A 19,473-nucleotide genomic window follows, 5' to 3' on the forward strand; every position below is an offset into this window, starting at 1 on the left:
GCGGCGACCACCGGCGGGATGACCGCGGTCGCAGCGTCGCGGCCGGTCGCCGGGGCCGGGTCCGACGTCGGCTCGGGCTTCTCGGGCGACGACGTCGCCTGGACGGTCTCGACCTCGGCGGCCGGGGCCGACTCCGACGCAGCGGCCTCAGCTGCTCCGGTCGACTCGTCCGCGACCTCGCTCGGCGAACCGACCGTGGGATCGGCGACGACCCCGGCCTCGGCTGCGTCGGCGGTCGTCTCGGCGTCCGCGGGCGCCTCGGCGTCGCTCGCCGACTCCACCGGGTCGGTGTCGTCAACCGACGCCACCGGCTCCGCCTCGTCGACACCGTCGGCAGGCTCTCGGTCGTCAGCGACCTCGGCGGCGGGCTCTGCCTCGTCGGTCAGCTCTGCCTCGTCGCCGACAGCCGCGGTGGGCTCCGCCTCGTCGTCGGCGGCATCGGAGGTTCCCGCGTCGGCCACCGAGGCGGCCGGATCCGCGGGGTCATCCCCGGGCGCGACGCCGTCGGGGCCGTCGGCCGGCGCCGCGTCGTCGGCGACGTCGGTCGGCGCCGCGTCGTCGGGCACGTCGGCAGGCGCCGCGTCGTCGACCGATGCAGCCTCGGTCGCGTCAGCGGCATCCGCCCCGTCGGCGTCGTCGCTCGCAGCCGCGGGGACATCGTCGTCGTCGGACTCAGGCGAGGCGACCTCGGCGGGCTGCTCGTCGGCTCCGCCGTGGGTGTCCGCACCGGCGGTCTCGGGTTCGGCGTCCTGCTCGGCCTCGACGGCCGGGTCGGGCTCGACGTCGGGCTCGGCCGTGGCGTCCGGCTCGGCCGCGGCCGGCTCGGGCTCGGCGATCGGCTCGGTCTCCCCATCCGTCGCGGGCTCGTCCGCGGGCGTGCCGGCCGACGCAGGCTCGGCGTCAGCCGCAGGCGGAGTCGGCTCCACCGGCTCCGAAGGCGTCGCGCTCCCCGCGCCGCCCCACACGGGCCAGACCGGGTCCGACGACGGACCGCTGCTCGGCGCGGCGGGCGGGCTCTGCCGCTCGTTGTCGCCGCGCTGTCCGGGCTCGTCGCGCTCGGTGCCGTTGCTCATCCTGCTCCCCTGCTGGTCCACGCGCGCACAACGCGTCCGCGCGAGTCTACGTGCCTGGGATAACCGATCTGCCCGGCGGCGCGACGCAAAGACGCCCTTCTCACCCGAGCGGCGCCCCCTCAGTCAGCGGACGGGCCGCAGGCGTCCTCGGAGGTGCACCAGGCCCCCGGCGTCGGCGGCGCCCTGCTCCACCGCCAGCACCGTCCCGACGACGATGTCGTGGTCCCCCGCGCGGTGCACGGCGGCCGTGCGGCAGTCGAACCAGGCCGCGGCCCCGTCCACCCACACGGCGTCCGAGACGGGCGCCGCCCGGTGCGGCACCCGGGCCAGCTGGTCGATCGCGGGCCGCCCGGGGGACGCCAGCCAGTCGGCGGTGTGGGCCTGGTCGTCGGCGAGCACGCTCACCGACCACGTGTCGACGTCGTCCAGCGCGTCCCGGAACCGGGCGTCGGTGTGCACGCAGAACAGCAGCATGGGGGGCTCGAGCGAGACCGAGGTGACGGCGCTGGCCGTCATGGCGTGCAGGGTGCCCCGCCAGCGGAGCGTGATGACGGCGACGCCCGCGGGCAGGCGACCGACGGCCGAACGGAACGCGTCCGGGGACGTCACGGCGCCGGGTCCGACCCGTCGACGTCGAGCACCGGGGCGGGCGCGGTCGTGCGAGAGCCGCGCGGACGGTCGTCGAACAGGGGCCGCGGCAGGATGCCCGCGAGGATCGTGACGCCGATCGAGCCCAGCACCCAGACCCAGCCGATCGCCTGGCCGTCGGGCACGAGGGTGTCGCCGCCGGGCCCCTGTTGGGCCAGCACCTGCACGGAGACCAGCAGCCCGAGGGCGTAGCCGGCGAGGGCGGGCAGGCCGCCCCAGGCGCGCGCGGTGACGGCGGCGGCGAAGGCGAGCACGAGGCAGAGGACGACGCCCCACGGCTGGATGCTGCGATGCATCACGGTGCCCAGGGTGCCGACGACCACCCCGAGCACGAAGGTCACGACGGCCATGCCGATCGCACCGGCGGAGAGGCGTTGCACGCGCGTCAGGCTACCGGGCGGACGCCGGCGGGCCAGACGACGTCGTCGCCGGAGCCACCCGGGGCACGCCGGTAGGACTCGGTCGGGAGCACGGGCGCGAGCACGCGGTTGCTCAGCGCGTAGCAGGCGAGCAGCCCGTCGTCGCCGTCGATGGCCCGCACGGCCTGGACCTGCGTCGCGTGCGCGCGCAGCGCGGCGAGCACCCGGTCGCGCACGGGCAGGACGTCGACCTCGACCTGCACCTCGTCGTCCGGCACCGCGACCGAGGGGAGCTCGTCGGCGGGGTCGGGCAGCACGAGCTCGTCGCGCACCGACCCGAGCGCCGCCAGCACCGCGTCGCCACGCAGCGCGCGCAGGCCGCGCTGCAGGGCCAGCCGCCCCTGCACGGCCCACAGCACCGCCGGCACGGCGAAGGCCGGGGAGGCGTCGTCCGCGCGCGATCCGGCGAAGTCGACCGCCCACTGCGTCACCTCGTGCACGCGCACGTGGTCGGGGTGGCCGTAGCCGCCGCCGGGCTCGTACGTGACGACGACGTCCGGGCGGCGCGCACGGATCACGCGGGCCAGCCGCTCGGCGGCCTCCTCGAGCCCGACGCCGACGAACGCCCCGTCCGGGATCTCGTCGGGAGCACCGGCCCGACCTGTGCCGAGCCACTCCATCCCCGAGTCCTCGAACCGCTCGCGCGTCCCCCCGGGGATCGTGTCCAGGTACCCGCGGTCGCGCACACCGAGGGCCGCCAGCGCTCGGCCCAGCTCGTGGTCGCGGTGCTCGGCGAGCGCCGGCCCGTCGCCCTCGAGGTGCGCCAGGTGCGCCCCGATGACCTCGCCGCGCTCACCGCGCGTGCAGGTCACCACGGTGACGGGACGACCGGCGGCCGCCCAGGTGGCCAGCAGCGCGCCGGTGCTCAGCGACTCGTCGTCGGGGTGCGCGTGCACTGCGACGAGGCCGCCGGACGTCGGAGCCATGCAGTCTCAGGCGCGCTTGGAGCGAGCCGTCACGCGCGCGCGCTCGGTCTGGTCGAGCACCACCTTGCGGATGCGCACGATCTCCGGCGTCACCTCGACGCACTCGTCCTCGCGGGCGAACTCCAGGGACTCCTCCAGCGTGAGCTTGCGCGGCGGGATGAGGTTCTCGAAGTTGTCCGCCGTGGAGGAGCGCATGTTGGTGAGCTTCTTCTCCTTGGTGATGTTGACGTCCATGTCCTCGTTGCGGGAGTTCTCACCGACGATCTGGCCCTCGTAGACCTCCTGCGTGGGCTCGACGAAGAACGAGCCGCGCTCCTGCAGGTTGATCATGGCGAACGGCGTCACGGCGCCCGCACGGTCCGCGACGAGCGAGCCGTTGACGCGCGTGTCGATCGGGCCGGCCCACGCCTCGTAGCCCTCGGCGATCGACGACGCGATGCCGGTGCCACGGGTGTCGGTCAGGAACCGCGTGCGGAAGCCGATGAGGCCGCGCGCGGGGACGAGGAACTCCATGCGGACCCAGCCGGTGCCGTGGTTCGACATGGTCTCCATGCGGCCCTTGCGCTGCGCGAGCAGCTGGGTCACGGCGCCGAGGTACTCCTCGGGGACGTCGATGGTCATGCGCTCGACGGGCTCGTGCACGTGTCCGTCGACCCGCTTGGTGACCACCTGCGGCTTGCCGACGGTCAGCTCGAAGCCCTCGCGGCGCATCTGCTCGACCAGGATGGCCAGCGCGAGCTCACCACGGCCCTGGACCTCCCAGGCGTCGGGGCGCTCGGTGGGCACCACGCGGAGCGAGACGTTGCCGACGAGCTCCTTGTCGAGGCGGTCCTTGACCTGGCGGGCCGTGACCTTGTGGTTCTTGCCGCCGCGGCCGGCCAGCGGGGACGTGTTGATGCCGATGGTCATCGAGATGGCCGGGTCGTCGACCGTGATGAGCGGCAGCGGGCGCGGGTCGTCCGGGTCGGTCAGCGTCTCGCCGATGGTGATGTTCTCGATGCCGGCGACCGCGACGATGTCGCCGGGGCCCGCGGAGTCGGTGGGGACGCGCTCGAGGGCCTTCGTCTCCAGCAGCTCGGTGATCTTGACGTTCTGCATGGTGCCGTCCGAGCGCGCCCAGGCGACGGTCTGGCCCTTGCGGAGCTCGCCGTTGAAGATGCGGAGCAGCGCGAGGCGGCCGAGGAACGGCGACGCGTCGAGGTTGGTGACGTGCGCCTGCAGCGGGGCACCCTCGGTGTACGTGGGGGCGGGGATCTTCTCGAGGATCGTCTTGAACAGCGGCTCGAGGTTCTCCGAGTCCGGCAGGCCACCGTCGGCCGGCTGGTTCAGGGAGGCGCGACCGGCCTTGGCGGCGGCGAACACGACCGGGACGTCGAGGATCGCGTCTAGGTCCAGGTCCGGCACGTCCTCGTGCAGGTCGGAGGCCAGGCCCAGCAGCAGGTCCGTCGCCTCGTGGACGACCTCGGAGATGCGGGCGTCCGGGCGGTCGGTCTTGTTGACCACGAGGATCACGGGGAGCTTGGCGACGAGCGCCTTGCGGAGCACGAAGCGCGTCTGCGGGAGCGGGCCCTCGCTCGCGTCGACCAGCAGGACGACGCCGTCGACCATGGACAGGCCGCGCTCGACCTCGCCGCCGAAGTCGGCGTGGCCGGGGGTGTCGATGACGTTGATCGTGATGCCGCCGGGCTCGCCGACCTCCGCCGCCGCGGGACCCGTGTACCGGATCGCCGTGTTCTTGGCGAGGATCGTGATGCCCTTCTCGCGCTCGAGGTCGCCGGAGTCCATCGCACGCTCGTCCACGTGGGCGTGCGAACCGAACGAGCCGGACTGCCACAGCATGGCGTCGACGAGCGTCGTCTTGCCGTGGTCGACGTGCGCGACGATGGCGACGTTGCGCAGGTCAGTGCGCACGCTCGTGCCCGTCGGCGCAGACGTGGGCTCAGACATGGGGGAACTCATCTCAGAAGGTGGGGAGCGCGCCGGGTCGTCGGCCGCGCCGATCGATTCTACCCGCCCGCCCGTCCCGCCGGGTCCGAAGGTGACCAGACGCACGTCACCGCCCGGAGGTGCGCGCCCAGGTCCACCACGAGGTGAGGTCGGCCCGGCCCAATTGCAGCGGGTCCACGTCGAGCGGCGTGGCGGTGCTCGACGCGGTCGACGGCCCGGAGGACCGGGTGGCGACGACGACGGGCTGCCGCACGAGCGACAGCGCCGCTCCGCCGTCGTGCAGGGTCTGCGCGACCGGGGCCAGCTGGTCGGTCGCCTTCGCCGGGTCGACCGTCTGCGCCAGCGGACCCAGCAGCGCGTCCGTGGCGGGGTCGGTCCAGCCGGTGACGTCGGTGACGCCGCCCGTGCTCCACCGGGACACCACCGAGTCGACCGGCAGCTCCGCCTGCGACACCGGCACCAGGGCGGCGTCCCAGGCGTCGGGGGCGCCGACGAGGTCCGCTCCGAGGCCGTCGACCGCCGCGTACGGCTCCACGTCGAACCCAACGTCGGACGCCGACGCGGTCAGCAGCGCGAGCATCGCGGACCGGAGCGGGTCCGTCGTGTTGGTCAGCACACGCACCACGGGCACGTCCGTGACCCCTGCCTCGGACAGCAGCCGCCGGGCGCCCGCGATGTCAGCCGGCCCGCTGGGCGCGACGTCGCCGCCCGCGGAGGGACCGACCGACGGCAGCACCGACCCGACCACCGTCGCCTCGGGCCACAGGGGGCGGACCACGTCGGACACGATCGCGTCCCGCGGCACCGTGAGCAGGAACGCCTGCCGCACGGCCGCCGCCTTCGCCGCGTCGCCCCCGTACGACGCGGGGTCGAAGGCCCCGCCGCCCGCCGTCTGGAGCTGCAGCTGGAGCGTGCTGTCCCCGCCGGTGCGCACGTCCGCGCCCTCGACGTCGGCCAGCGCGTCCAGGACGTCCCTGGTGCTCGTCGGCGTCACGACGTCGACCGACCCGGCCTCGAGCGCGTCGACCTCCTCCAGCGGGTCGAGGTCGCTGCGCACGACGACGCGGTCGTAGGCCGCGGGCGCGGGGCCCGTGTACTCGTCGTTGCGGACCAGCTCGACCCGCTCGTCCGGCACGACCAGGTCGATCACGTACGGACCGGTCGAGACGGCCTGGTCGACGTGCTGGGCGAGGGCGTCGGCGTCGAAGCCCGTCCGCCAGGCCTTCGAGATCGAGCTCAGCGCGGCCTTGTCCTGGTCGACGATGGCCTTGGTCACGGCGGCGGCCGCCTCGGCGGGGTCCTCGATCCCCAGCGCGGTCTGCCCGAGCACGTGCGCGGGGACCCCGACGTCGAGGGCCGTCTGCCAGTCCGCGACGGGCGTGGCGTAGGTCAGCGTGAGGGTGTCGCCGTCCGTCGTCGGCAGCTGCTCCGCGTGCACGAGCGCGGGCGACGCGGCCGCGAACGCGACCCCCGCGTCGAGCGCGTCGTTGTTCGTGATGCCCCCCTGCGCGTCGAGCTCCGGGGCCACGTCGTCGAGCTGGCCGCTGCGCGCCGCCCACTCGAGCAGCAGGTCGTCCGTGGTGACGGGCGTGCCGTCGGACCACGTGGCCTTCGGCCCGATCGCGTACGCGACCGTCAGGGGCGCGTCGCTGACCTTGGTGATCGTGCCGAAGTCCTCGTCGGGTACGGCCTGGCCGTCCTCGTCGAGCGACACGAACCCGGCCTGCGCGAGGGACCTCACGACCGTGCTGCCCGGCGCCCGACCCTCGACGGTGCCGCCGTTGAGCGACGTGAACGGCACCCCGACGGCCACGACGACGGTGCCGGTCCGGCTCGGCTCGGGCGCCTGCTCCGTGCAGCCCGCGACCGCCGCCAGGGCGACCAGCCCGGCGACCCCGATACGTGACCCTCTGAACACCGTGCGCCTCCCGCTGGCCCGTTCCCCGAGGCGAGCCGACGCACCCCCGTGCCGGAGGTATCGGTCGTTCTCACCCGAAGGTCAACCATGCCGGACAGAGCTGTCCGAATCAGCCGAAAGCCCGACGGACTCGCCGGGCAGGAAGACGACGAGAGCGCCGCACCCGGGTGGGCGCGGCGCTCTCGGCCGGGACGTGGGTCAGAACCCGCGGCCGGTGGTCCGGTCGGTGTCCACGTCGGTGATGTCGTGCGCGTCGAAGTCGCCGCCGGCCTGGGCCTCGTCCTCCGCCAGCAGCTCGTCGCGCTGGGCGTCGAGCAGCGCGTCGCGGGCGATCCGCCGCTCCTTCTGCGCCACCGGGTCGGGCACCGGCACGGCGGCGAGCAGCCGCTGCGTGTAGGCGTCCTTCGGGTGGTTGACCACCTGGGACGTCTCGCCGATCTCGACCAGCTTGCCGTTGTGCATCACCGCGATGCGGTCCGACAGCAGCTCCACGACGGCGAGGTCGTGGCTGATGAACAGGCACGCGAAGCCGTGCTCGCGCTGCAGGTCCTGGAACAGCTCCAGCACCGTGGCCTGCACGGACACGTCGAGCGCGGACGTCGGCTCGTCGGCCACGAGCAGCTGCGGCTCGAGCGCGAGCGAGCGGGCGATCCCGACGCGCTGGCGCTGGCCGCCGGAGAGCTCGTGCGGGTACCGGTTGCGCATCGCGCGCGGGAGCTGGACCTGGTCCAGCAGCGTCTCGACGGCCCTCGACATCTCCTGGCCCTTGACCCCGCGGTGCAGGAGCAGCGGCTCGCCGATGGACTCGCCGATGGGCAGGCGCGGGTTCAGGGACGAACCCGGGTCCTGGAACACGATGCCGACCTTGCTGCGCAGCGGCTTGAGGTCCTTGATCGAGGCGCCGACCATGTCCTGGCCCACGATCTTCAGCTCGCCCGAGGTCACCGGCAGCAGGCCGACGACCGCGCGTCCGATGGTGGTCTTGCCCGAGCCGGACTCGCCCACCAGGCCGACGACCTCGCCCTGGCGGATGGTCAGGCTGACCTCGTCGACCGCGCGGAACGCGGGCTGACGACGACGGCCCGGGTACTCGATGACCAGGTCCTTGGCCTCGAGCACGATGGTCCGCTCGGGCTGCGCGTCGACCACCGGCGCGACCGGCCGGTCCGTGACCTGCGCGTCGGACGTCTCGGCCGTCAGCGCCTCGGCGCTGCGACCCAGGTGCGGGACCGCGTTGAGCAGCTTGATCGTGTACGGGTGCGTCGGCGCGGTGAAGATGTCGATCGACGACCCCTCCTCCACGACGCGGCCGTCCTTCATCACGATGATCTTGTCCGCCATGTCCGCGACGACGCCCATGTCGTGCGTGATGAGCACGATGCCGGAGTCGATGCGGTTGCGCAGGTCCCGCATGAGCTTGAGGATCTCGGCCTGCACCGTGACGTCGAGCGCGGTGGTGGGCTCGTCAGCGATGAGCAGCTTCGGGTCGCACGCGAGCGCCTGGGCGATCATCGCGCGCTGCCGCTGGCCGCCCGACAGCTGGTGGGGGTAGGCGTCGATGCGCCGCGTCGGGTCCGGGATCTCGACCAGGCGGAGCAGCTCGAGCGCTCGCGCCCGCGCCTCCTTGGGGCCCATGTCGAAGTGCGTCCGGATGGTCTCCACGATCTGGAACCCGACCGTGTAGACGGGGTTCAGCGCCGTCATCGGCTCCTGGAAGATGACCGCGATCTCCTTGCCGCGCACGTGGCGCAGGCGCTGGGCGGTCATGCCGATGAGCTCGCGGTCGCCCAGCTTGGCGCTGCCGGTGGCGCGGCCGTTGGCGGGCAGCAGGCCGAGCAGCGACATGGAGGACTGCGTCTTGCCCGAGCCGGACTCCCCGACGATCGCGAGGACTTCGCCGGGGAAGACGTCGTAGCTCACGCCGGTGGCGGCAGGGAACCAGGTCCCGTCGACGTAGAAGTCGACGCCGAGGTCGCGGACCGTCAGCACGGGCGCCTTGGTCGGCGCCGGGGCGGGAGCCGCGGAGGAGGTGTCGATGGCCACGGTGTCAGTTCCTTACTGCGCGAGGACGGGGTGCACGGGCGGACGGGGTCACCGTCGTCGGGCACCGGTCTGGGAGCATGGACGGATGGGTACCACGCAGGAGTTCTCGTCGATCTACGGCCGATGGCTGACCGGCGCGACGGCGCTCCTCGCGGTCGTCGCGATGGTCGTCACGCTGCTGCAGGAGGGCGCCGAGCAGACCCTGCGCCTGCTGCCCGTGACGGGCGCGATCGTGCTGGTGGTCTGGGCGCTGTTCTGGCGCCCGGCCGTCGAGGTGAGCGACGGCGAGATCGTGGTGCGCAACGTGCTGGCCACCGTGCGCATCCCCTGGCCGGCGTACCGCGGCGTGACCGTGAAGTACTCGCTGGTCCTGCACACCACGGGCCGAGACGTGACCGCCTGGGCGGCACCCCGGTCGAGCGCCACCGGGCGCTGGCTGCGCAGCTCGCGCCGCCGGCCCGCGTCCGCGGAGCCCCGTCGCGAGCACGGCTCCGCCGAGGCGGTGGCCGAGGCCGTGGTCGACCGCCACGACGCGCTCGCCGCCGCGGGCTACCTGCGCGGCGCCGAGGTCGCCCGCGTGGCGGGCGACCTCCGGCCGGTGCGCAGCTGGCACTGGGCGACCATCGCGGGCACCGTCGTGCTCGCGGCCCTGGCCACGGTCACGCTCGGCTGAGGGCATCACGCGGGGCCCATCCCGGCGTTGCGGACGTCGTTGCCGGGTCCGACCGTCGACGCGATGGCGCGCGCGGCCGAGCCGTCGGCACGCGCCGCCCGGGCCATCTTGCGCTCGGACGGGATCCGCTTCTGCCGCGGGTCGAACGCGTCGCGCAGGCCGTCGCCGATGAAGTTGATGCACAGCGCGATCACGACGATGAACAGGCCGGGCCACCAGAACAGCCACGGGCGCGTGGTGAACGCCTCCTGGTACTGGCTGATGAGCAGGCCCAGGGAGACCGCGGGCGACTTGATGCCGACGCCGAGGTAGGACAGGGCCGTCTCCAGCAGGATCGCGGAGCTCATGAGCAGCGTCGTGTTGACGATGATCACGCCGATCGCGTTCGGGATCATGTGCTTGAACATGATCCGGGTGTTGCTGGCGCCGGCCACGCGGGCGGCGTCGACGAACTCCCGCTCACGCAGGGTGAGGAAGTCGCCGCGCACCAGCCGCGCGAGCGTGGTCCACGAGATCAGGCCGAGGAACGCCCCGAAGATGATCGGGTTGTTGCCGCCGGCCAGCTGGCCGAGCACCGCGCCGATGACGATGACCGGCATGGTGATGACGAGGTCCGTCAGGCGCATCAGGATGTTGTCGGTGCGGCCGCGCATGAAGCCCGCGAGGGCCCCGACGACGATGCCGACGACCGTGGCGATGACGCCGACGGTGACCATGATGACCAGCGACGTCTGCGTGCCGCGCATGACGCGGGCGAACACGTCGCGCCCGATCTCGTCCTGGCCGAACGGGTGGTCGCCCCAGACGAACCAGGCCCCGCCGTCGCCGCCGAGCCACGACGGCAGCTGGATGCTCGGGTGACCGCCGTCGACCACGGGGGCCGGGGTGTTGGGCCGGAACTGCCACCAGCCGGTCCAGGCGCCGACGCCGATCGAGGTCACGGCGAGGATGACGACGCCGATGAGGACGACCAGCGCCACCATGGCGCCGCGGTGCCGCAGGAACCGGCGACGGACGATCTGCCCCTGCGAGAGGCCCTCGACCTCGCGCAGCTCGATCGCGTTCTCGATCGTGTCGATCGACTTGTCCGGGTCGCCGCCCGGGTTGTTCGTGACGGTGCTCATGCGTTCACCCGAATTCGCGGGTCGAGGGCGGCGTAGATCAGGTCGGCGACGATGTTCGCGATGATCGCGAGCGCCGCGACGATCAACAGGTACGCCATCACGGGGTCGATCTCGGCCTGGGTCAGGGAGTGCAGGAACAGCGTGCCCATTCCTGGTCGGGCGAAGACGCGCTCGGTGATGATGGCACCACCGAGCAGCGTGATGATGTCGATCGGCACGACGGTGGCCAGCGGGATCAGCGTGTTGCGGAACCCGTGCCGCATGATCACCGTGCGCTCCGGCAGGCCCTTGGACCGGGCCGTGCGGATGTAGTCCTGGTTCATCACCTCGAGCATGCTGGCCCGCGAGTACCGCGTGTACGCGGCGAACCCGATGAGCAGCAGCGCGATGGTCGGCAGCACCAGGTGCGTGAACGTGTCGAGCGTCTGCACCCAGAAGTTGCCGCCGAGGTTCGGCGTACGGTCACCGATCGTCGCGATCGGGCGCCCGCCGATGGACGGCGCCGCGTTGTAGGCGGGCCACACGGCCATGACGCGGTCGACGAAGATCATGCCGGCGACCACGAACGCCGTGAGCCCGGCGGTGCGCGCGGAGACCCCGCGGTCCGGACCGCCCCAGGCGTAGCCGACACCGATGCCGACGGCCACCGTGACGATGGCGAGCCCCAGCATCATGAGCCACGACTCGTCGACGTTCGAGAAGAAGATCCGCATCGGCAGGTAGAGGAACAGCCCGATCGCCACGACCGTGAGCGAGGCGCCCAGCGCGCGGCGGTTCTTCAGGCCCGCGGACAGCGTGGTGATCGCCAGCGCGGTGGCCGTGCCGAGGATCGCCAGCAGGAGCGGGTTGATGTTGGGCGTGGTCCACCAGTCGGTGATCTGCAGGTACGCGAACATCGCGAAGGTCGCGACGGCGGCGATGCCGAACGTGAACAGTCGCTGCTTGACGTCGCCGCCGATGGCCAGGCTCCAGAGCAGGCCGGCCAGCAGCGCGATGAAGACGATGACGGCCCACGAGACGACGGGGTCCGCGAGGAAGTCGTTGAAGCCGATGGCGCCCCACTGCTTGAGCAGCACGGCGACCCAGAAGGCCGGCAGCGAGTACAGGAGGAACGACACGAAGATGATCAGGTAGTCGAACGAGCTGTACTGGCGCAGGGCGCTGACGATGCCGACGGCCACACCGAAGATCACGGCCAGCACGGTGGCGGCGGTGACCAGCTGGAGCGTCGAGGCGATCGCGCCCTGGAGGAGCGTCGAGACGGACTGCCCGCTCACCCACGCGACGCCGAGGTCGCCGTGGAGCAGATCACCCAGCCACTTGAAGTAGCGGATCACGACCGGTGTGTTCAGGTCGAGGAGGGCGATCCGGTCGGCGATCAGCTGCGCCTTGTTCGGGTTCGTCGACTGTCGCAGGTCCTGGAACGGGTCCATGGACGCGGACACCAGCAGATACATGGCGAAGGTCGAGACGAAGAGCGTCGCCAGTCCGGCGAGCAGTCGTCGCCACAGGAAGGAGAGCATGGAACGTGAACCTCACGGTTGAGGAGTTGCGCATCAGCCGCCGAAGTCTACGCGGCACCATGCGTGAGGGCCGACCGGAGCCCGGTAGGGCGCGGGCGGGAGGGGGTTCTCGGGCGTCGTTGCTCGAGCTGTCGGGTCGACAAAGGGTAGAGCACGCGATGGGGGCGGCGGAGCCTCTCGGCTCCCCCGCCCCCACGCGGTCAGATCAGCGGATCACTCAGCTCGAGGCGGAGGGAGACGCCGTCGGGGCGATCTTCCAGTCCCAGAAGCCGTAGAAGATCGTCGGGCTGATGCTGATGGGCGACGGCCCCGTGAGCTTCGAGCTCCAGGCGTGGATGCCCGGGAACTGGAAGATCGTGGTGCCGAAGGCGTCCTTCCACAGCTCCTGCTCGACCTTCAGCTGGATCTGGTACTGCTCCTTCGGGTCCGTGGACACGGCCAGCTGGTCGAACAGTCCATCGACCGTCGTGTTGCTGTAGTGGCCGTAGTTGTTGATCCCGTTGGTGCGGAAGTTCGCGTCCGACTCCGTGACGGCGGTCGAGTTCGACTGCCAGCCGAACAGCGAGGCGTCGTACTGGTCCTGCTGGGTGGCCAGCTTGGTGCCCCACTCGGTGGCGGGCGCCGAGGCGTCGACCATCGTGAAGCCGGCAGCAGCCTCGGCCTCCGTCATGAGCGCGAGCTCGTTGACGCGACGCGGGTTGTCACCGTTGAACGCGAGACGCACGTTGATCGGGCCGGTCACGCCGGCCTCGGCCAGGATCTGCGCCGCCTTCGCCGGGTCGGACTTGAGCGGGTACTGGTCCGAGCCGTTGTTCTTGACCATGTCGTCGTAGTTCGGCGAACCCGGGAGGAGGATCTGCGAGTTGCGGACCTCGGCCTTGGGGTTCAGCGGGACGATCAGGTTGTCGACGATCTCCTGGCGCGGCATGGCCGTGAGGAACGCCTTGCGGACGGCCAGCGCCTTGGCGGCGTCGCCACCGTAGGTCTTCGGGTCGAAAGGACCGGCGTTGTCGAAGACGAGGTCGACGTGCTCGTACGTGCCCTCGACCGCGTTGTCGATCTCGACGCCCTTGAGCGCCTGGAGGGCCGTGAGGACGTCAGCCGAGGCCTGCGGGCCGATGAGGTCGACCTCACCGTTCTGCAGCGCCTGGACCTGACCCATGGGGTCGTCGACGTAGCGGACCGTGATGGTGTCCGGGCCGGTGCCGTGGTCGCCCTTGTACTTCGGGTTCTTCTTGAGCGTCAGGTACTGGTTCTCGACGAAGTCCGTGATCAGGTACGGGCCGTTGGCGACGAGCAGCTTCGGGTCGCTCGGCAGCTTCGTGAACTCGGTGCCGTGGTTCCAGAACTCGGCGACCTTCAGCAGGCTCGCGTTGTCCTTGTCCTGGATCGCCTTGACCAGGGCGTCCGTGGCCTTGGTCGGGTCGTCCAGGCCGAGGGCCTCCTCGGCGGCGATGTGCGCCGGGACCGTGGCGGACGTGAAGTTGAGCTCCCAGTCACCGTACGGCTTGTCGTAGACGAAGGTGATCGTCTTGCCGTCCTCGGAGATCTCGGGCGTCTTGGTGACGAAGGCCGGCCCCGGGCTGACGCCGTCGAAGTAGACATCCTTCGTCGCGTCGTAGATCGGGTTGCCGGCGTCGTCCGTCTCGGTGGGGCTGACGGTGTTGAGCGCGCCCGAGGTACCGGCCCACTGCAGCAGCATGTCCGCGGCGGTGACGGGGGTGCCGTCCGACCACTGGGCCTTGTCGCTCAGGGTGTACTTCACGGTCAGCGGGTCGTCCGACGTCTTCTCGTACGTCCCGAAGCTCGCGTTCTTCTGGAGCTTGAGGTCCGGGTCGTAGAAGTTGAAGGACTCGGTCGTCAGGTAGGTGATGTTCGCGTTCTGAGTCGCGTTGCCGTTCACCGAGGACGTGTTCGTCTCGTTGAGCGGGGACTCCCACGCGACGTTGACCGAGGTCTCCTGGTTGATGCCCGAGTCGTCGCCGTTGTTGCCGCCGTTGTCGCTGCTGCTGCACGCGGCGAGCGCGAGAAGGCTCAGCGTGGCGACCGCGCCGGTCGCGGCCTTCCGGTTGATCTTCAATGTTCCTCCTGAAGCGGTGGTGGACCCCGCCGGTCACGCATGCGTCGATGGTCACGGCGCACACGAGCACAGAGCCCGCCAGGGGTTGCCGACACGTTAGTCAAGCGATGGCGGACAAAACGGACAGACGTCAAAGCGTGTGACGATCGTTACGTGATTGATACTGGCCGGTACGTCCGACATGTGAGATGGACACACCGCGGAAACATCCGGTTCACGCGTCCGAAGCATCGCGGACGAGTGGATCACACGCAAAGAACTGACGCCGCGGACCGCTCGTCTGCTATGGCCCCCGGCGCCCTGCCGCCGGGCCCCGCGACGGTGCGGGACCAGCGACAATCGTGCGATGACGATCACCGCGACCGTACGCCGCCTCGGCAGCACACGCTGGTTCGCGCGCGTGGGCAGGACGACGTCCCGCCTGGACCATCGCCTGCACAAGGCGTCGCGCGGCCGGTTCAGCATCCTCGGACGGCCGACGCTGCCGCACCTCATCCTCACGACCACCGGGCGCACGTCCGGACAGCCCCGCGAGGCCGTCCTGCTCTACGCCGTCGACGGTGACGGCTGGGTCCTCATCGGCTCCAACTGGGGGCAGGAGCGGCACCCGGCGTGGTCCGCCAACCTGCTGGCCACGCCCGAGGCGACCGTGACGATCGGCGGGGTGACCACGCCGGTCACGGCGACCCTGGCGGACGACGACGAGCGCGCCCGCCTGCTGCCCGCCCTGCTCGCCGTGTGGCCCGCGTACGCCGACTACGCCGAGCGCGCCGGACGCGACCTGCGCGTGTTCCGGCTCGCTCCCTCGGCCCGCTGACCGCGGGTCAGACCGACGGCGTCCCGCGCGAGCGTCGCCGGTAGGCGCGGGCCTTCATCACGTCGCCGCACTCGTCCATCGAGCACCAGCGGCCCGACCGGTTGCGCGACGCGTCGTAGTAGATCCACTGGCAGTCGGGGTTTGCGCACGCCTTGAGCCGTGACCACTCCCCCGCGGTGTGAGCCCGGTGCACCTCGGCGAGCAGGCCGGCGACGAGGCCGTCCGCACCCGCCGGCGCCAGCTGCGCGGCGCCGTCGTCGAACCTCACGACCAGCGGGTGGGCGGCCGCCAGCGCGTCGAGCTCGGTGGCGTCGCCCGTCGCGAGGTAGCGGCGCAGCGCGTCGCGGAGGTCGCGCAGCGGGAGCTGGCCGGTGCCCGCCAGGTGGTCGACGCCGTGGAACCGGTCGTCGGTGTTGAGCAGGGCGCGGACGCGCTCGAGCGGACCCGGGGCGATGCCGGGCTCGGCGCCCAGGGAGACCCACGCGAGGAGCGGGTCGGGGCGGGTGATCTCGGGGACGGTGCCCTCCTCGTCATCGGCGGGACGCTTGACGTCGCGCGCGGGTCGCCAGGATAGTCGTCACCATCATAACGGTTTTGCTAGTGACGAGAGCGAGTGCGCCATGACCACCGCCACGACCGAGAAGCTCGGCTGCGACACGTCCGACATGCTCACCATCCACGCCCTGTTCCGCCGCGCCTTCACCGACGCCCCCGGGCTCGTGCGCGGCGTCCGGGACGGCGACCTGACGCGGCTGGAGCCCGTGGCCGGGCACGTGCGGGAGCTCGCGGGTGCCCTGCACCACCACCACGAGGGCGAGGACCTGCTGCTGTGGGACACGCTCGAGAGCCGCGCCCCCGCGTGCGCCCTGCACGTCGGCCTCATGCGCGCCCAGCACTCGGCCACCGCGAACCAGCTCGAGCGGCTGGACGAGCTGATGACCGCCTGGGAGGTGGACGCCGGGGCGGCCGAGCGCGACGCGGTCGCCGCGCTGCTGGACGAGGTCCGGGACACCCTGCTGGCCCACCTCGGGCAGGAGGAGACGCAGATCCTGCCGACGGCCTCGACGGTGATGTCGCAGCGCGAGTGGAGCCTGCTGCACGAGCACGGCATGGCCTCGATCCCGAAGGACCGGATGTTCCTGCAGCTCGGCTGGCTCCTCGAGGTCGTCCCCGACGACGAGCAGGCAGGCTGGCTGCGCGCCAACCTGCCTGCTCCGGCCCGGGTGCTGTGGCGTCTCGTCGGCAAGCGGCAGTTCGCCGCGCACCGCGCCCGCGTCTACGGCACGAGGGTCAGCTGATCTTGCGCCGGTAGGCGCGCATCGCGAGGGCGTACGCGAGCACGAGGATCCCGACGCACCAGGCGAGGGCGACCCAGATGTCGCTGCCCACCGGCTGACCCGCGAACAGGGCCTGGATCGAGTCGACGATCGACGTGACCGGCTGGTTCTCCGCGAACCAGCGCACCGGACCCGGCATGGTGTCCGTGGGCACGAACGCCGAGCTGATGAACGGCAGGAAGATCAGCGGGTAGGAGAACCCCGCGGCGCCGTCGATCGACTTCGCCGAGAGCCCCGCGACGACGGCGACCCAGGTGAGCGCCAGCGTGAAGAGCGCCAGGATCCCGGCGACGGCGAGCCACCCCAGAACGCTCGCCGAGGTGCGGAACCCCATCGCGAAGCCGACGAGCACGATGATCACCACCGTGATCGCGTTGGCCACCAGCGACGTGAGCACGTGCGCCCACAGCACCGACGACCGGGCGATCGGCATCGAGTGGAACCGCTCGAAGATCCCGCTCTGCATGTCGGTGAACAGCCGGATGGCGGTGTACGCGATGCCCGACGCGATGGCGATCAGCAGGATCCCGGGCAGCAGGTAGTTGACGTAGCTGTCGGTGCCCGTGTCGATCGCTCCGCCGAGCACGTAGACGAAGAGCAGCATGATGGCGATGGGCGTGACCGCCGTGGTGATGATCGTGTCCACGCTGCGGGTGATGTGGCGAAGGGAGCGGCCGGTGAGAGCGGCCGTGTCCGCGACGACGAGGGTGCTCATGACTGGACCTTTCCGACGAGCGCCAGGAAGACCTCTTCCAGCGTCGGCTGCTTCTCGACGTACTCGATGGTGGCGGGCGGGAGGAGCTGCTTGAGCTCGGCGAGGGTGCCGTTCGCGATGATGCGGCCCTCGTGCAGGACGGCGATGCGGTCGGCGAGCTGCTCGGCCTCGTCGAGGTACTGCGTGGTGAGCAGGACGGTGGTGCCCTGCGTGGCGAGCTCCTTGATGACCTTCCACACCTCGAGGCGGGCCTCCGGGTCGAGACCCGTGGTGGGCTCGTCCAGGAAGATCACCTTCGGCCGGCCGATCAGGCTCATCGCGATGTCGAGGCGCCGGCGCATCCCTCCGGAGTACGTCGCCACCCGGCGCGACGCCGCCTCGGTGAGGTCGAAGCGCGCGAGCAGGTCGTCGGCGACCTGGCCGGGGTCCTTGAGGTGCCGCAGCCGGGCGACGAGCACCAGGTTCTCCCGGCCCGAGAGGATCTCGTCGACCGCCGCGAACTGGCCGGTCAGGCTGATGGACTCGCGAACCTTCACCGGGTCCGTCGTGACGTCGAACCCGTCGACCTCTGCGGCGCCGGCGTCCGGCCGCAGCAGGGTCGAGAGGATCCGCACGATCGTGGTCTTGCCGGCGCCGTTCGAGCCGAGCAGGGCGAAGATGCTGCCCGGCTCCGCCTCGAAGTCCACGCCGCGCAGGACGTGCAGGTCCTTGTAGGACTTCTCCAGCCCCTGCACTCGGATGCTTGCCATGACTGTCGTTCCCTCCTCCTGGAGCGCCCGGCTCATCGGGCGCGCTCGACGGTGATGCCGCCGGACCGGGTGCGTGCCCGGACGGCGACGGACTGCTCGGACTCGGCGGGGGCACGGTCCCCGACGAGCTGGTTGCGCACGTGCCCGTCCTTGGCCGACAGGTCGAGCCAGGCCGGGACCCCGGGCCGCACGCCGATGGTGATGCGGCCGTAGCCGCTCTCCACCTGGATGGAGCCGCTCGACACCTCGCGCAGCTCGATGGCGCCGTACGCGGACTTCGCCGCGACCGAGCCGAGCGCCCGCGTGATCTCGAGGTCGCCGTAGGAGAGCTTCGCCTCGACGTCGCCCCCGGACTCCTCGACGCGGATGCTCCCGTGCGACGCCTTGAGGACCGCGTCGCCGCTGACCGTGCCGAGCCGGATCTGGCCGTGGTCGGCCGTGATCTCGACGCCGCCGTCGGCCCTGCCCACGGTGACGTTGCCGTGCCCCGCGCGCAGCCACAGGTCGCCGGTGGACTCCAGGTCCACGGGTCCCATGGAGGCCTTGATGCGCGTGGCACCCAGTCGCCCGACGGTGCTGACGCCGCCCATCGAGCCCTCCGCGGTCACCCGCGAGCCGGTCGGCAGCTCGACCCGGACGTCCACCGACTCGGTGGGCCCGATCCAGCTGAGGCGGGGCCGCGGGCCCATGATCGTGAGCCGGTTCCCGTCGAAGTCGACCGTGGTCTCCTGCGCGCCCCGGCGGTCGACGGCCTTCGCGGGGTTGGTGGGCGACACCGTGACGACGGTGTCGTCCCGGTCGGTCGCGACGATGTCGATCGCGCCGACCGGCAGGTTGACGGCCAGGTCGATCGGGGTCGGTGTGCTGAAGGTGGGCATGCTGACGCCTCCCTCTCTCGGGGTGTGTTCGTCCGGCCCCGCGGGTCCGCGTGGCTGGTGAGGCTGGGTGGGTCTCGCCGGCTAGCGCGCCCAGCCGGCGAAGCTGTCGCCGGTGCGCAGCGAGCGCTGCGCGGATCGTCGTTGCTTGGGCTGGAGGGCGGCCGCGACCGCCCGGACCAGCCAGGTGTTGACGGACAGGCCGTCCGCCGCCGCCGCCTCGTCCACCTTCACCTTGAGGGCGTCCGGCAGCCGGAGCGTGGTGCGCGAGGTGCTCACGTCGTTCTCGATGTCGACCGGTGCGGCGGGCTCGTCCGCGTCCGTGTCGGTGCCCGGCTGCGCGACGACGAACTCGACGTCCCGGCCGCGCAGCCGCAGGTCGACCGAGCCGGGGGCGAGGTCGCGGGTGATCTCGCCGGCGGCCGCCGACAGGGCATCGAGCAGCACCAGCCGCGTCGCGGCGTCGAGCCCCGCGACGAGGCGCTCGGCGACGGCGCGGGTGTCCGCCGTGCCGTTCTCCGCGGTGTCGAGCAGCTGGCGCTGCAGGTCGCTGACGTACTGTCCGAGGTCCATAGCACCATCGTGACACCATCGTGGTGTCACGTC

The 19,473-nt window shown here is 71.8% G+C and carries 18 protein-coding genes and 1 pseudogene; 4 read left to right on the top strand and 15 right to left on the bottom strand.

Going from position 1 to position 19,473, the window contains the following annotated elements; all coding sequences use genetic code 11:
• The 7 genes and pseudogenes from AB5970_RS15470 to AB5970_RS15500 all read right to left on the bottom strand — a co-directional run.
• A pseudogene (locus AB5970_RS15470) lies at positions 1–1,073 on the bottom strand (hypothetical protein); the annotation flags it as partial.
• 123 nt (positions 1,074–1,196) lie between these two features.
• Positions 1,197–1,682 (bottom strand): flavin reductase family protein, encoded by a 486-nt coding sequence (locus AB5970_RS15475; RefSeq protein ID WP_370504837.1) that lies wholly within the window; start codon positions 1,680–1,682, stop codon positions 1,197–1,199.
• A complete protein-coding gene (locus tag AB5970_RS15480; protein WP_370504838.1) occupies positions 1,679–2,101 on the bottom strand; it encodes a DUF6113 family protein in 423 nt (140 codons plus the stop codon). The genes AB5970_RS15475 and AB5970_RS15480 overlap by 4 nt, the downstream gene beginning before the upstream one ends.
• Positions 2,102–2,106: 5 nt before the next feature.
• On the bottom strand, positions 2,107–3,066 hold the full coding sequence (locus tag AB5970_RS15485; protein WP_370504839.1) for a PIG-L family deacetylase: 960 nt from the start codon (positions 3,064–3,066) through the stop codon (positions 2,107–2,109).
• A 6-nt stretch (positions 3,067–3,072) separates the two neighbouring features.
• Positions 3,073–5,013 (bottom strand): translational GTPase TypA, encoded by a 1,941-nt coding sequence (typA, locus tag AB5970_RS15490; protein WP_370504840.1) that lies wholly within the window; start codon positions 5,011–5,013, stop codon positions 3,073–3,075.
• Positions 5,014–5,119: 106 nt separating this feature from the next.
• Positions 5,120–6,931 (bottom strand): ABC transporter substrate-binding protein, encoded by a 1,812-nt coding sequence (locus AB5970_RS15495; protein ID WP_370504841.1) that lies wholly within the window; start codon positions 6,929–6,931, stop codon positions 5,120–5,122.
• 198 nt (positions 6,932–7,129) lie between these two features.
• Positions 7,130–8,974 carry an ABC transporter ATP-binding protein gene (locus AB5970_RS15500; RefSeq protein ID WP_370504842.1) on the bottom strand — a complete coding sequence of 615 codons (1,845 nt, stop codon included), beginning with the start codon at positions 8,972–8,974 and terminating at the stop codon, positions 7,130–7,132.
• A gap of 85 nt (positions 8,975–9,059) precedes the next feature.
• Between AB5970_RS15500 and AB5970_RS15505 the strand changes: the two genes are divergently transcribed.
• The gene (locus tag AB5970_RS15505) at positions 9,060–9,647 is read left to right on the top strand and encodes a PH domain-containing protein (protein ID WP_370504843.1); all 588 of its coding nucleotides are present in this window, start codon (positions 9,060–9,062) and stop codon (positions 9,645–9,647) included.
• Positions 9,648–9,652: 5 nt separating this feature from the next.
• Here the strand turns inward: AB5970_RS15505 and AB5970_RS15510 are convergent, their stop codons facing one another.
• The 3 genes from AB5970_RS15510 to AB5970_RS15520 all read right to left on the bottom strand — a co-directional run bounded on the left by AB5970_RS15510 (position 9,653) and on the right by AB5970_RS15520 (position 14,374).
• Positions 9,653–10,771 carry an ABC transporter permease gene (locus AB5970_RS15510; protein WP_370504844.1) on the bottom strand — a complete coding sequence of 373 codons (1,119 nt, stop codon included), beginning with the start codon at positions 10,769–10,771 and terminating at the stop codon, positions 9,653–9,655.
• Positions 10,768–12,294, bottom strand: a complete 1,527-nt coding sequence (locus AB5970_RS15515) for an ABC transporter permease (RefSeq protein ID WP_370504845.1) — start codon at positions 12,292–12,294, stop codon at positions 10,768–10,770. The genes AB5970_RS15510 and AB5970_RS15515 overlap by 4 nt, the downstream gene beginning before the upstream one ends.
• Before the next feature lie 217 nt (positions 12,295–12,511).
• Entirely contained in the window at positions 12,512–14,374 is a 1,863-nt protein-coding gene (locus AB5970_RS15520; protein WP_370504846.1) for an ABC transporter family substrate-binding protein, read from the bottom strand.
• Positions 14,375–14,720: 346 nt separating this feature from the next.
• Here AB5970_RS15520 and AB5970_RS15525 point away from each other — a divergent pair, with 346 nt between their 5' ends.
• Positions 14,721–15,191 carry a nitroreductase family deazaflavin-dependent oxidoreductase gene (locus AB5970_RS15525; RefSeq protein ID WP_370504847.1) on the top strand — a complete coding sequence of 157 codons (471 nt, stop codon included), beginning with the start codon at positions 14,721–14,723 and terminating at the stop codon, positions 15,189–15,191.
• A gap of 7 nt (positions 15,192–15,198) precedes the next feature.
• Here AB5970_RS15525 and AB5970_RS15530 read toward each other — a convergent pair whose 3' ends face one another.
• Positions 15,199–15,459, bottom strand: coding sequence for a CGNR zinc finger domain-containing protein (locus AB5970_RS15530; protein ID WP_370504848.1), 261 nt, complete (start codon positions 15,457–15,459; stop codon positions 15,199–15,201).
• A 9-nt stretch (positions 15,460–15,468) separates the two neighbouring features.
• Between AB5970_RS15530 and AB5970_RS15535 the strand changes: the two genes are divergently transcribed.
• Entirely contained in the window at positions 15,469–15,765 is a 297-nt protein-coding gene (locus AB5970_RS15535) for a hypothetical protein (protein ID WP_370504849.1), read from the top strand.
• 46 nt (positions 15,766–15,811) lie between these two features.
• Positions 15,812–16,489, top strand: coding sequence for a hemerythrin domain-containing protein (locus tag AB5970_RS15540; RefSeq protein WP_370504850.1), 678 nt, complete (start codon positions 15,812–15,814; stop codon positions 16,487–16,489).
• Here AB5970_RS15540 and AB5970_RS15545 read toward each other — a convergent pair.
• From AB5970_RS15545 to AB5970_RS15560, 4 genes are all read right to left on the bottom strand, one after another.
• Positions 16,482–17,243, bottom strand: a complete 762-nt coding sequence (locus AB5970_RS15545; protein ID WP_370504851.1) for an ABC transporter permease — start codon at positions 17,241–17,243, stop codon at positions 16,482–16,484. The two genes, AB5970_RS15540 and AB5970_RS15545, sit on opposite strands and share 8 nt — an antisense overlap.
• Entirely contained in the window at positions 17,240–17,992 is a 753-nt protein-coding gene (locus AB5970_RS15550) for an ABC transporter ATP-binding protein (RefSeq protein ID WP_370504852.1), read from the bottom strand. The genes AB5970_RS15545 and AB5970_RS15550 overlap by 4 nt, the downstream gene beginning before the upstream one ends.
• 32 nt (positions 17,993–18,024) lie before the next feature.
• Complete coding sequence (locus AB5970_RS15555) at positions 18,025–18,870, bottom strand: DUF4097 family beta strand repeat-containing protein (protein ID WP_370504853.1); 846 nt, start codon at positions 18,868–18,870, stop codon at positions 18,025–18,027.
• 81 nt (positions 18,871–18,951) lie between these two features.
• Positions 18,952–19,440 carry a histidine kinase gene (locus AB5970_RS15560; protein ID WP_370504854.1) on the bottom strand — a complete coding sequence of 163 codons (489 nt, stop codon included), beginning with the start codon at positions 19,438–19,440 and terminating at the stop codon, positions 18,952–18,954.
• Positions 19,441–19,473 lie beyond the last annotated feature (33 nt).

This window comes from Cellulomonas sp. ICMP 17802 (assembly GCF_041295535.1).
Classification (GTDB): Bacteria; Actinomycetota; Actinomycetes; order Actinomycetales; family Cellulomonadaceae; genus Cellulomonas.